The sequence below is a fragment of the uncultured Eubacterium sp. genome (assembly GCF_934295145.1).
Taxonomy (GTDB): Bacteria; Bacillota; Clostridia; order Lachnospirales; family Lachnospiraceae; genus Eubacterium_I.
Map to the genome: position 1 here is coordinate 1 of NZ_CAKRAS010000068.1, position 13,176 is coordinate 13,176.

The 13,176-nt window shown below is 42.9% G+C and carries 14 protein-coding genes; 1 reads left to right on the forward strand and 13 read right to left on the reverse strand.

Translation table 11 applies throughout. The annotated features are described in order from the left end of the window. From Q0I54_RS11600 to rsxC, 6 genes are all read right to left on the reverse strand, one after another. On the reverse strand, positions 1-401 hold a 401-nt coding region (locus Q0I54_RS11600), incomplete at its 3' end, for an RnfABCDGE type electron transport complex subunit B (RefSeq protein WP_296118815.1). 12 nt (positions 402-413) lie between these two features. Next, positions 414-989 carry an electron transport complex subunit RsxA gene (gene rsxA / locus Q0I54_RS11605; protein ID WP_021739971.1) on the reverse strand — a complete coding sequence of 192 codons (576 nt, stop codon included), beginning with the start codon at positions 987-989 and terminating at the stop codon, positions 414-416. 15 nt (positions 990-1,004) lie between these two features. Further along, entirely contained in the window at positions 1,005-1,739 is a 735-nt protein-coding gene (rsxE, locus tag Q0I54_RS11610) for an electron transport complex subunit RsxE (protein WP_021739972.1), read from the reverse strand. A gap of 18 nt (positions 1,740-1,757) precedes the next feature. After that, positions 1,758-2,360: an RnfABCDGE type electron transport complex subunit G gene (locus tag Q0I54_RS11615; protein ID WP_296118817.1), complete on the reverse strand. Its 603-nt coding sequence runs from the start codon at positions 2,358-2,360 to the stop codon at positions 1,758-1,760. After that, the gene (locus Q0I54_RS11620; RefSeq protein WP_296118818.1) at positions 2,360-3,301 is read right to left on the reverse strand and encodes an RnfABCDGE type electron transport complex subunit D; all 942 of its coding nucleotides are present in this window, start codon (positions 3,299-3,301) and stop codon (positions 2,360-2,362) included. Before Q0I54_RS11620 ends, Q0I54_RS11615 begins: the two co-directional genes overlap by 1 nt. A 26-nt stretch (positions 3,302-3,327) precedes the next feature. Next, positions 3,328-4,653 (reverse strand): electron transport complex subunit RsxC, encoded by a 1,326-nt coding sequence (gene rsxC, locus Q0I54_RS11625; RefSeq protein ID WP_296118819.1) that lies wholly within the window; start codon positions 4,651-4,653, stop codon positions 3,328-3,330. Between the two features lie 196 nt (positions 4,654-4,849). Between rsxC and Q0I54_RS11630 the strand changes: the two genes are divergently transcribed. Next, positions 4,850-5,968, forward strand: coding sequence for a ribonuclease H-like domain-containing protein (locus Q0I54_RS11630; RefSeq protein ID WP_296118820.1), 1,119 nt, complete (start codon positions 4,850-4,852; stop codon positions 5,966-5,968). A gap of 149 nt (positions 5,969-6,117) precedes the next feature. Here the strand turns inward: Q0I54_RS11630 and rpsA are convergent, their stop codons facing one another. From rpsA to Q0I54_RS11665, 7 genes are all read right to left on the reverse strand, one after another. Beyond that, positions 6,118-7,194 carry a 30S ribosomal protein S1 gene (gene rpsA / locus Q0I54_RS11635; RefSeq protein ID WP_296118821.1) on the reverse strand — a complete coding sequence of 359 codons (1,077 nt, stop codon included), beginning with the start codon at positions 7,192-7,194 and terminating at the stop codon, positions 6,118-6,120. Then, entirely contained in the window at positions 7,175-8,056 is an 882-nt protein-coding gene (gene ispH, locus Q0I54_RS11640) for a 4-hydroxy-3-methylbut-2-enyl diphosphate reductase (RefSeq protein ID WP_296118822.1), read from the reverse strand. Before ispH ends, rpsA begins: the two co-directional genes overlap by 20 nt. Then, on the reverse strand, positions 8,053-8,727 hold the full coding sequence (gene cmk, locus Q0I54_RS11645; RefSeq protein WP_296118823.1) for a (d)CMP kinase: 675 nt from the start codon (positions 8,725-8,727) through the stop codon (positions 8,053-8,055). The genes ispH and cmk overlap by 4 nt, the downstream gene beginning before the upstream one ends. A 16-nt stretch (positions 8,728-8,743) precedes the next feature. Continuing rightward, on the reverse strand, positions 8,744-9,991 hold the full coding sequence (locus Q0I54_RS11650; protein ID WP_296118824.1) for an NAD(P)/FAD-dependent oxidoreductase: 1,248 nt from the start codon (positions 9,989-9,991) through the stop codon (positions 8,744-8,746). A gap of 106 nt (positions 9,992-10,097) precedes the next feature. Beyond that, the gene (locus Q0I54_RS11655; RefSeq protein ID WP_296118825.1) at positions 10,098-11,045 is read right to left on the reverse strand and encodes a MurR/RpiR family transcriptional regulator; all 948 of its coding nucleotides are present in this window, start codon (positions 11,043-11,045) and stop codon (positions 10,098-10,100) included. 260 nt (positions 11,046-11,305) lie between these two features. After that, on the reverse strand, positions 11,306-12,520 hold the full coding sequence (locus Q0I54_RS11660; RefSeq protein WP_296118826.1) for a D-alanyl-D-alanine carboxypeptidase family protein: 1,215 nt from the start codon (positions 12,518-12,520) through the stop codon (positions 11,306-11,308). A 254-nt stretch (positions 12,521-12,774) separates the two neighbouring features. Then, positions 12,775-13,176: iron hydrogenase small subunit (locus Q0I54_RS11665; RefSeq protein WP_296118827.1), on the reverse strand; the 402-nt coding region annotated here is incomplete at its 5' end.

Consider the following 13,176-nt stretch of genomic DNA (forward strand, 5'->3'; position numbering starts at 1 on the left):
TTTGGTACGAAAGCCATCATGGAGCAATCCTCTACTCCATAGTACTCGTAATCTGTATTTGCATTTTCACATGTTCCTGCACATTTTACAAATGCAACTTCACGAACAGATTCGCCAACTTCCTGACCCATGATCGCACCAATTTTGGCTGCTACTGCAGCACCGCCGACCGGACAGGAACCCACTTCTGCTTCACCTTTTGCGATTGCTGCAGCCAGACCGGAACATCCGGCAAAACCACAGCCACCACAGTTATTTCCCGGAAGAGCTGCTAATACTTCTTCCTCTTTCGGGTCTACTTCTACTTTGAATTTCTCACCGGCAATCCCAAGGATGATACCAATGACAATACCTGTACCGCCGACTACAACAGCGGCAATAATAATTGCTGAAACGCTCATCTGTATACCCTCCTAAATGACACCGGAAAATCCCATAAATGCAATTGACATCAGACCTGCTGTTACCAGCACGATTGCGGAACCTTTGAAAGGTGTCGGGATATCATTGTACTCAATTTTCTCACGAATACCTGCCATGATGACAATTGAAATGGTAAATCCAACTGCTGTTGCGAAACCATTGATTGTACTTACGCCAATACCATAACCATACTGTACATTGTTCAGGGCAACACCAAGAACGGCACAGTTTGTTGTGATCAGAGGTAAGAAAATACCAAGTGCGTTGTACAATGGCGGCATTGATTTTTTCATAAACATCTCTACGAACTGAACCAATGCAGCAATAACTAAAATAAATACAATTGTTCTTAAATATGTGATATCAAACTGCTGCAAGATAAATTTATCCAGCACACTTGTGATAAAGGATGCAATTGTAATAACGAAGATAACTGCGGCACCCATTCCGGCTGCAGTATTTACCTTTTTGGATACACCGAAAAACGGACATAAGCCAAGGAACTGGCTCAGGACAACGTTATTTACAATGGCAGAGCCGATTGCGATAAGTAATACTTCTTTCATCTGAACCTTTCCTCCTTATTCTTTCTCATCTGTTCCTGCAGTGAACACCTTTCCTTCACAGCAACTGCTTGCACAAGCTGCACAGTCACCGTCAAAGCATCCGGTTCTTTCTTTCACTGCAATACCTTTTTTACGTTTTGCTTCACGGAATGCATTCTGGATTGCGATCAGCATAGCTAATACAAAGAATGCACCAGGAGCAAGTACAAAAATTGTAATTGGTGTAAATCCTGCTTTACCTGCAGCTGCATCAGCTAACGGAAGAAGCTGGAAACCAAAAATCTGTCCGGATCCAAGGATCTCACGAACTGCACCGATACATGTCAGACCAACAGTAAATCCAAGTCCCATACCGATACCATCAAAGATAGACGGAAGAACCGGATTCTTTGAAGCATAACTCTCGGCACGGCCAAGGATGATACAGTTTACTACGATCAGAGGGATATAGATACCCAATGATGCATACAGAGATGGTACATAACCCTGCAGTAAGAACTGAACAATAGTTACCAGAGATGCAACGACAACGATGAATGCCGGTACACGTGCACTGTCCGGAATAATCTTACGGAGCAGTGAAATTAAAAGGTTTGAAAATACAAGTACGAGTGTCGTGGAAAGTCCCATACCAATACCGTTAATAGCTGATGTTGTAACAGCCAGGGTCGGGCACATACCGATCAACATAACGAAGGTAGGGTTCTCTTTCACGATACCGTTTACAATACGTTCTATACACTTATTCATTTAAAAGTTCCCCTCCTGTTATTGTGCAAGTGTTCTGTAATAAGCCAGTCCAGCATTTACAGCACTTGTAACAGCGCTTGATGTGATTGTAGCACCACTGATTGCATCGATCTGGTCATCAGATGTTGCACCTGTCTTTGTAACTTCAAATGATTCTACCTGTTTGCCTGCAAACTGAGAAGAAAAAGAATCTTCTTTTGCTTTCATACCAAGTCCGGCAGTATCATTGATTGTTGTGATGGAATATCCATTTAATGTGCCATCGTTTGTAACACCGATGGATAAGGTAACATCTCCACCATAACTGTTCGGGTCTGTTACAGAAATAACATAACCAAGTTCTGCACCACTTGCATCTACAGCAACAACACAGTTCTCAATGGTGTCATCTGCGTATCCTGCTGCTGCAGCTGCTTCTGTTGCTTTTGCGGAATCAAATCCGTCCATATCGTTGAATGCATCTGCATCCGGGAATACCGTACGGTATGCATTCTGCTGAATGTTATAATTTGCTTTTTCAATTGGGACCTTTGTAATGCCATATACAGCACCCAGACCAAGACCTGCGATAACTGTGATCAGGAAAAGGATCAGGGCGTCTTTAATGATTTTTCCGTTCATTATTTTTCCCCTCCTTTACCAAATGGTTTCGGGATTGTAAATCTCTCGATCAGTGGTACAAGCATGTTTGCGAAGATGATAGAGTAAGAACATCCCTCAGCTGATGCGCCAAACATACGGAAGATACCAAGCAGGCATCCGCAGATGATACCATAAATAATTTTTCCTTTCGGAGTGATCGGAGAAGTAACATAATCTGTTGCCATGAAGAATGCACCGAGGATCAGACCACCACCGCATACTTCCTGAACTACGAACTGTCCAAGATCACCGCTTGTAAGGTGTCCGCCGAACAGTACGATAAATACTACAAATGTCAAAATATATGTACCCGGGATTCTCAGATCAATAACGCCCATCAGGATCAGGAAGATTGCACCGATCAGAAGAGCGATTACAGATGTCTCACCAATAGTACCTGCGATACGGCCGGTAAACATAGCCATTGTGTCACTGTAAAGTTCGCCACCTTTGATGACTGCCAGCGGAGTTGCGCCAGATACACCATCAAATGTGAAGCTTGTCATCGGGCCTGTGAATGCAAGAAGCAGGAAGCATCTAGCACCAAGTGCCGGGTTCATGAAGTTCTGTCCAAGTCCGCCGAAAACCATTTTTACAACAACGATCGCGAAAGCGCCACCGATGATCGGAATGAAGAACGGAACGGTATGTGACAGGTTCAGACCAAGAAGTAAACCGGTAACAACACAGCTTAAATCACCTACGGTCTGTTTCTTGTGTGCAATTTTGTTATATAAGTATTCGGATACCAGACAGCTTGCGATAGAAACAACAACAACTGCCAGTGCACGCGGTCCGAAATTGATAATACCAAATACAGTAGCCGGAAGTAATGCAATGATTACATAAAGCATGATTCTCTGTGTACTGTCTTTGGCTCTTATATGTGGTGATGATGTAACATTGTATAACTCACTCACAATAATCCACCTCTTTCTAACGTTTTTTATTTTTTCCGTCTGTTTGCAAGAATTGTTTTTCTCATGGATTTAATCGACTGTGCAAGATTTCTCTTTGCAGGACATGTGAAGCTGCAGCTTCCACATTCTACACACTCCATGCCGTGCCACTGTTCAAATGGCTCTTCCAGATGATTTTCTGCGAAATCAGCAAGTCTGGAAGGAACAATTCTGGATGGACATGCTTCTACACAACGACCACAGTTAATACATGCTGTTGCATTCTGGGCAGCATCCTCAACTGCATCTTCTGTCAGACACAACAGAGCAGATGTTGTCTTGGTTGTCGGAACGTCAAGTCCGAACATTGCAAATCCCATCATAGGACCACCGGAGATTACTTTCTTCGGCTGAGTCTTGAATCCGCCTGCTGCTTCTACTAACTCTGCATAATTTGTTCCGATACAGACATAGAAGTTTTGCGGATCAGTGATCGCATCACCTGTAATAGTAACGATACGATGCATCAGCGGTCTGCCAAGCTTTACTGCATGATAAATTGCAACGATTGTATCAACATTATCTACGATACAGCCTGCATCTGCCGGAAGCATGGTAGAGTTGATCGCTCTGCCTGTTGTTGCAAAAATCAACTGACGTTCAGAACCCTGTGGATATTTTGTCTTTAATGCTTTTACTTCCATTCTTGGCTCATTTTTTGTCAATTCTGTCAGTTTTGCAATACAGTCTGGTTTGTTATCCTCGATACCGAAAATACCCTTTGCATTGTCAAACAGTGAAAGAATGATTCTCATTCCCTCGATTAATTTCTCCGGCTCCTCGATCATTCTTCTATAATCAGATGTCAGATACGGTTCACACTCTGCACAGTTTGCAATAATGTAGTCGATTTTTTCCGGTTCCTTCGGTGAGAGTTTTACATGTGTCGGGAATCCCGCACCACCCATACCTACGATACCGGCATTCTGAATCTTCTTGATGATCTCTTCTTTGCTCAGAGACGCTACATCGTCTACCGGTGTAAACTCCAGAGATTTAAACTCCCCGTCATTTTCAACCACGATAGAGTTCACCATGTCTCCGACTGCAACACGACGTGGCTCGATTGCCTTAACCGTGCCGGAAACTGTTGCATAAATCGGTGCAGATACGAAACCGCCTGCTTCAGCGATCATCTGTCCCTTCAATACAGCATCACCTACTGCAACCACTGGCTTTGCCGGTGCACCAATGTGCTGTGATAACGGATAAACCAGATCACCCTTGGGTAAATATTCCTGAACCGGTTTATCTTTCGACAAGTCCTTTCCATCATATGGATGGACACCGCCCTTAAAAGTACATAAGCCCATAACCTGTGCCCCACTTTCTCTAAAATAGTTTCCACAGAAATAACTATATATTCTGCATAATATCGAAAAATATTATAACACACTTCCCAAAAAAAGTATTAAAATACGTGCAATTTTTCTTATGTATTGAAAAAAATACCCGGTAAGTTATAATGAACTGGAATAAGTACAAACTTTACAGGAGAACTACAAATAAATGATTACAAAACAAACATTTTTTTCCGTTTATGAGTTAGATAGTTTTACCCAAAAAATACTGTCCCCAGACATGCTTCTATTAGATATTGAAACAACCGGGCTGTCTGCAGCCAGGGCATACATCTACTGTATCGGATGTTCCTGTCTGTCCGATACAGTTAAAAATGACATTAACATCCAGCTCTTTTTTGCCGAAAATCCGGAACAGGAACCGGAACTTCTGACTGCGCTGGCCGAATTATTGGAGACACATAAAACCGTCGTGACCTTTAACGGCAATACCTTTGATCTGCCGTTTCTAAAAAAACGATATTTCGCCCACAACATGGATCAGCCGTTTTCCGACATTCAATCTGTAGATCTGTATCGTGAAGCCCGCCAACTGAAACAGTTGATCCAACTGCCGGATTATAAGCAAAAATCCATCGAAACTTTTCTCGGATGTTTCCGGGAAGATCCATACACTGGAAAAGAACTGATTGCGCAGTATCTTCTATATGTTAAGGAGCCATCGGAAGAACTGCTGCACAATCTTTTGCTGCACAATGAGGAAGATGTACGTGGAATGTACGGTCTCTTTGTATTGCTTTTCTATGCCGAATTTTTAAAGGGGAACTACCAGATTCAGGATGTAAATCTTTCATCTGCAGATCAGACGCATTACTGCGACATCACATTGACCACAGAATATGCATTTCCACATAAAGTTACGACTGTCTTTTCGGATGCATCCCTTTTGCTACAGGGTCAGAAGTCATTGATTTCTTTTCCGGTCCAGCATGGCTGTCTCCGCCATTATTTTAAGGATTACAAAAATTATTACTATCTGCCGGAAGAACAGACGATTATACACAAAAGTCTCGGTGCCTGCGTGGATCCTGGTCACCGTCAGAAAGCCACAAAAGAGAACTGCTATCTTGAAAAAACATGTGATTATCTCGTACATTCCGTTCCGGATAAAGAGTCTTATCTGCGCCGCGACCGTTCTGATACGACCAGTTACTTTGAATTACCACAGAAAGCAGATTTATCCGGAAATGAGATTGTGCTTTCCGACAATGCACGCAAACAGTTGGATATCTTTATAAAAAGTTATTTGAACAGTCTTTTACATTAATGCATTCCCAACATCAGCCGTTTATTTGTATTAAGATACTCTGCTTTTATTGGTTGCACATTTTTAATCATGAACACAAAAAGGAGAATGCAAATGCATTCTCCTTTTCTAATTTTTTACATTTTAATGACATTCAAGAGTCTGTCAGATTACTCCTCTTCAGCTGCCTCTGTGTTCTGATCAAGTGCTTTGATGCTCAGGCTGATTTTTCTGTCTGCCTCATCGAAATCAACGATTTTAGCTTCGATTTCCTGTCCGATGCTTAATACATCAGCCGGTTTCTCAACGTGATCTCTGGAGATCTGGGAAACATGAAGTAAAGCGTCAACACCCGGTGCAAGTTCTACGAATGCACCAAAGTCTGTCATACGTGCAACTTTACCTGTTACAACATTTCCTGCTGCATATTTCTCAGCTGCGTTATTCCAAGGATTCTCCTCCGGGAATTTAACACTGAGTGCGATTTTTGTATCTTTGATGTCTTTGATAAATACTTTTACAGTATCGCCAACTTTGTAGATTTTCTTAGGATTCTCTACACGTCCCCAGGACATTTCAGAGATATGAAGCAGTCCGTCTGCACCGCCAAGGTCAATGAATGCGCCAAAGTCTGTGATGTTTTTAACAGTTCCTTCGATTACATCTCCAACGTTGATCTTCTCTAATAATTCTTTCTGTTTACGCTCTTTCTCAGCAACCAGAAGCTGTTTTCTGTCACCGATGATACGTCTTCTTCTCGGGTTGAACTCAGTTAATACGAACTGGATCTCCTGATCTTTGTATTTGCCAAGATCTCTCTCGTAAGTATCAGATACAAGGCTTGCCGGGATGAAGATTCTTGTCTCATCCAGAACAACACTTAAGCCACCGTCTAATACCTGGCTTACTGTACCTGTTAAAACTTCGCCATTCTCGAAAGCCTCTTTCAGACGCTCGCTGCCTTTCTCTGCTGCAAGACGTTTGTATGTAAGGAGAACCTGTCCCTCACCGTCATTTACTTTCAGAACTTTTGCTTCCATTGTATCGCCAACGGAAACAACAGTAGTAAGGTCTACATTATTGTCGTTTGTGTATTCGTTTCTGGTAATAATTCCGTCTGATTTATAGCCAATATTCAGGATAATTTCATCCGGTTTCACATCTATAACAGTGCCTTCGACTACCTCTCCATTTCTGATTGTTTTTAAAGATTCTTCCAACATTTGTTCAAAACTCATTTCTGACATATTTTTGAACCTCCTCAATAATATTATTTGGGGTAGAAGCCCCAGCTGTAATACCTACGTAGTCGAAACGCGAAAAGTCAGAATTCTCTAGATCTTCTTTCGTTTGTATAAAGTAAGTATTTCGACAATTTTCTGAACAGATCTCATACAGTTTCCGGGTATTGGAACTGCTTAATCCGCCGATCACCAACATGGCATCCACTTTCGCCGAGAGCTCTTTGGCAGCTTCCTGACGTTCTTTTGTGGCACTACATATGGTGTTGTGTACGATTATCTCACTGTCCTTGTCCACCGTACTCTCACTATAATACCCTTTTTTTTGAATAATTTCAACAAGTTCTTGAAATTTATTGTAATTAAATGTTGTTTGTGCGACAATACAAACCTTTTTCCGTGACTTCAGTTCTAATTTTTTCGCATCTGACTCATTATTGATGACAACTGTGTGTTCTGCATCGGACCATCCGACAATACCCTGCACTTCCGGATGATCGCCACTTCCGATGATAATGACATCATAGCCTTTTTGGGAATACTCCTGCACCAGTTTATGAATTTTCTTTACAAATGGACAAGTAGCATCCACAACACGCAGTCCATCTGCCATCAATGCATCCTGCTCTTCCTTAGTCACACCATGAGAACGAATGATCACGGTGCCCTCCTGCTGCTCCTTCGCTTCTTCCAGAGAGTGGATCACCCTGACACCTTTTCGTTCAAGATCCGCGATCACTTCTTCATTATGAATGATCGGTCCATACGTATACACCGGAGAATGTTCTGCCGCTTCCTGATATACCGTGTCCACCGCGCGGTTGACACCAAAGCAAAAACCGGCCATCTTTGCAAGTTCTACTTTCATGCTTTCAGTCCTGCCTTCTTTGCATGCTCGTAAATTGCTTCTACTACTTCATCAATATTCATGTTTGAAGAATCCAGCATAACCGCATCTTCTGCTGCTTTTAACGGTGCAATCTCACGGTGCATATCGCGGTAATCACGTTCACTGATATCTTTCTCAATCTCAGCCATATTACAAGATTCTCCTTTTTCCACCAGTTCGTCATAGCGGCGTTTTGCACGAACTTCTACGCTGGCTGTCAGGAAAATCTTCAGCTGCGCATTCGGAAGTACACAGGTTCCGATATCACGCCCATCCATGATGACGTTGTGCTGTGCTGCCATATCCTGCTGCAGGCTCAGAAGTTTTGCACGGACAAAGCCGTAACCACTTGTGGCAGATGCCATATTGCCAACTTCTTCCTGACGGATCTTACCGGAAATATCTTCTCCGTTTAACAGTACTTTCTGCACACCATCTTCGTAAGCAAGAGCAACAGAAATATCATTACATGCTTCTTTTATTTTATCCTCTTCCTCTGCCTGAATACCGTGCTGTAAAAAATAATATCCCATAGCACGGTACATAGCACCGGTATCTACATAAATAAAGGATATTTTTTTTGCCAGCTTTTTCGCTATCGTACTTTTTCCGGCGCCTGCCGGTCCATCAATCGCAATGTTAAAACTCATATCTTCCAAACCTCTCCTATTCTATACTTATTCCTGCCAGATATCCGGTGGACCATGCGATCTGCAGGTTAAATCCTCCGGTCACTGCATCCACATCCAGCATCTCACCACACAGATACAGCCCCTGGAGCAGTTTTGATTCCATCGTGGACGGATTTACTTCTTTGACTTTAATGCCACCCCGGGTGACAATGGCCTCTTCCATCTTTCCAAGTCCCGTGATAGTTCCCGGAAAATGTTTGAGCAATGTCAGAAGCTGATGCCGCTCTTCTCTGGTGACGGAATGCACCTTTTTCTCCGGATCGATACCGGATAATTCGATCAATATCGGCATCAGTTTCGCCGGTACAAGTCCGTGCAGGGCATTTTTAAACTGTCGGTTCACGTTCTCCGCAAAATCACGCTGCAGACGCTTGTCCAGCTGTTCTTCTTCCAATGCCGGTTTCAAATCAATTTCAAACGGCAGCTCCTGCTTCATATATTTATCCGGAATACAGCTGCTGGCTGTCAGTACTAACGGGCCGCTGATTCCCTGATGTGTAAAAAGCATTTCGCCAAACTCGGAATATAACGTCTTTTTACCTGATTTTATGGTCAGTGTTACGTTTTTCAGGGACAATCCCTGCAGCTTTGTAATATACTCCTCCGCCGTCGTCATCCCGATCAGGGAAGGGCGCAGTTCCGTAACGGTATGTCCCAGTTTTTTACACAATTCAAATCCACTTCCATCGGATCCCGTCGTCGGGTAAGACACGCCTCCGCAGGCCGCCACCACCGCATCAAACTCCTCGGTCTGATTTCTCTGATGTGTATCATGACAGTCCCAGCGCACACCGGTCACTTTCTCACCATTGCTTAAAATTTCCTGTACTTTTGTATTCAGACAGATGCGCACTTTTTTTCTGCGCAGCTCATCTGTCAGCGCCCGTATCACGTCAGAAGCATGGTCAGACTGTGGAAACACACGGTTTCCACGTTCTGTCTTCATCTTCAGCCCAAGTCCCGCAAAATAATCCATCAGCGCATGGTTGTCAAAGGTATAGATTGCGCTATAAAGGAATTTTGCGTTTTTCATGATCGCCGCAAATAAATCCTCCGTATCGCAGGCATTGGTCAGATTGCACCGTCCCTTTCCGGTAATATAGATTTTTTTGCCAAGTTTCTCATTCTGTTCATACAGGGTTACCTGATGTCCGTTCCCGGCTGCGATACATGCCGCCATCATTCCTCCGGCACCGCCGCCGATTACCGCCACTTTACTCATTCATTTTCTCCGATTTATCACTCAGTTTTTTCTTGACAGAATATCTGCCGAAAATCCTGCTATGCTTATTCTTCTATGCAGAATTTCTACCCAAATCCTGTCGTATTTATTTCTCTTTTCCGGGATTTTCCCGGTCTACTTTCTCAATCTTTCCATATCGCATTTTCATATGGTCATCGATATAATTGATCTCGTCGCTCTCATAAACCTGATATTCATCCCAGATATCCTCCAGCGTCTCCAGCGTCTCAGCTACTTCACTCTGTTTTCTCATGCACAAAGCCACGATCAGCGCATTGATCACGCTCAGCGGTGCTACCAGGGAATCCACGATGGATGCCATATCACTTTTTGCGATCAGATTGCAGGAAGAATACAGATTCATCGGGGAATGCACGCTGTCCGTCAATGTGATCACCTTCGCATTGCGGTTATTGGCAAATTCCATGGCTTTTAATGTACGCATGGAATACCGTGGGAAACTGATACCGATGATCACGTCGTCCTCACTGATACGCACCATCTGTTCAAACAATTCGCTGGAACTGCTCGTATGAAGCAAATGCACATTATCAAACATCAGATTAAAATAAAAAGACATAAAACTTGCCAGCGGTGCACAACTTCGAATTCCCACAATGTAAATATGTTTTGCATTTAAAATAATATCCAATGCTGCTTCAAAGGCATTCTGGTCAATCTGTTCCAACGTGCCCTTGATTTTTTCCGCATCGGACTGCAACACCGTATCCAAAATCTTTGACTGGCTGATTCTTCCATAGGTTACTTCCATTCGCTGGATGGAATTCAGCTTGTTGCGCACCAGTTCCTCCAGTGCTTTCTGAAATTCAGGATACCCACGATACCCCAGATGTGTTGCAAACCGCACAACCGTGGACTCGCTCACCCCAACAACTTTTCCCAGTTTCTCTGCGGTCAGAAAAACTGCCTTATCATAATTGTCTGTAATATACGTGGACAACAGTTTCTGTCCTTTGCTCATACTGCTGTACTTTTCATTGATCCTGTTAATCAGCTCATTTGAATTATTCATTTCTCTTCTCCAATTTTTTATCTGCCACGGCACATTGCCGAGTCAGATATGCTTTCCCTGCATGTCAGTAAAAAAACAAAAAAATCTGTTTCACTGCTGTCGGGCAATACCGGTTATAGTATACCTCATATTTCGTCAAGAAACAATATCCAGAAAAATCCATGTTATAAACTGATTCATCTCAAATTTTGTATAAAAAGTAATCACGGTCCTTGCAAACAGCGTATTTTCCTCAAAATAATCGATCGACCAAATTCATATCAAAAAATATTTGAAAAAACATAATTCAAGCACCAGCGGTAATCAAATTTTTCTACCGTTTCTGCTGCATAAACCGGCTGTGTCAAAATCTGACACCCGTTCAAAAAAATAACATGTTCTCCGATCACGTCACCTTTTTGTATCGGTGATTCCAAATAATCCGGCAGACTCCATTCGTCCGTAATCATATCGGTATCAGACAACAATAACTCCTGCTCTATAGGTTCTGTCTCTGCCACAAACTCTTCTAAATAAGCATATCTCTGCTTTTTTCCAAAAATATGCCTCTGTTTTTCTGTCGTCATCCCTGTTCTATCTGTCTGCACACCATTATGTATCTCTATCTGTTTTTGTTTCGCTTCCCAGGTGTACAGCTGCCGGGCATATGTTTCATTTCCATAAGCAATCAGTTTTCTGGAATCCTCCCATTTATATCCTTTGTTATTCGGCCAACCACAGGCCAATAATGCAAAGGTGTATACACGGTCATCGTTACAATAGGCTCCCACATAACAGTACCCCGCCTTTGCCGTAAACCCGGTTTTCCCGGAGATTACTCCATCTACCATAGAAAGCAGCGCATTGTGATTATTCAGCGTTGCCTGAAATGTGCCATCCACACTTGCAATGGTTTTAGAAGCAGTTTCTGTGATTTCCAATAATTTATCATTTTGGATACAGGCTGCCATGATCAGGCTGAGGTCATAAGCTGTTGTCTGATGCGCGCCACCCGCATCGGAACTGTCCAGACCATTCGGTGTCACAAAATGCGTATTCTGGCAGCCAAGTTCCGCCGCCCGTTCATTCATCTGTTTTGCAAAATCTTCCACGCTTCCCGCTACATGTTCCGCAATGGCCACAGCGGTATCATTATGGGATTCCAGCATCAGAGAATACAATAAATCTTCCAGCATAAATTGCGTGCCCTCAGCGCATCCAAGGCGTACTTTTGGCATTTTGCAGGCATATTCCGAAAAAGTCACGGTATCGCCCATCTTTCCGCTCTCTATCGCCAGCAGACAGGTCATGATCTTCGTGGTACTTGCATTCGCCATTGGTGTAACTGCATTTTTTCCGTATAAAATCCGCCCGGTTTCCGCATCCGTCAGGACTGCACTTTTCGCATACAAGTTTAGATTCTCTCTGTGAAAATCTGAAAACTGTTCCGCAGAATCCTGCCAGACTTTTTCAGGATTTCGCACCACTGTTACCATTTTCTCCGCTCCTGAAACCTTTGCACACGAAAACATCATGACAGATACCAGGCAAACACTTATCATAAAGAAACATTTCATACAACAAAACATCCAGAACTTTCTTATTCATTCCATTTTATGCCTTTGTATGCTTGCCATGAAAAAAAGATTTCAACACAGGAATTTTAACAGTTTTTTTCTAAGACTAAATACAGACAAAAAAAGGCAGGACAGTCACTGACTGTCCCACCTGTAGTTACTCAATCTGCTTTCTATCTCTGATTCGGCATTTTCCAAGCTTCATGATCCGTATGTAACAGTTCATGAGATTTATGGGATAATGGTTTCTCAAAGAAATCTTCGTATGCTTTGATCACGGACGGATTCTCATGGGAGAAACGAAGTGGATTCTTTTTATCCAGCTTGTACAGATTTTTTCCACGCACATCTGCCAGCTCCACACCATCGGTGATCGGCTGTCCGCCACCGCCGACACATCCACCCGGACATGCCATCACTTCTACGAAATGATATTCTGCTTCGCCGGAGCGAATCTTCTCCATCAGTTTTCTTGTATTTCCAAGTCCGCTGACAATAGCTGCTTTAATCTTGATACCTGCGATCTCTACTTCTGCTTCTTTGATGCCGTCCATACCACGTACTGTTTGGAACAT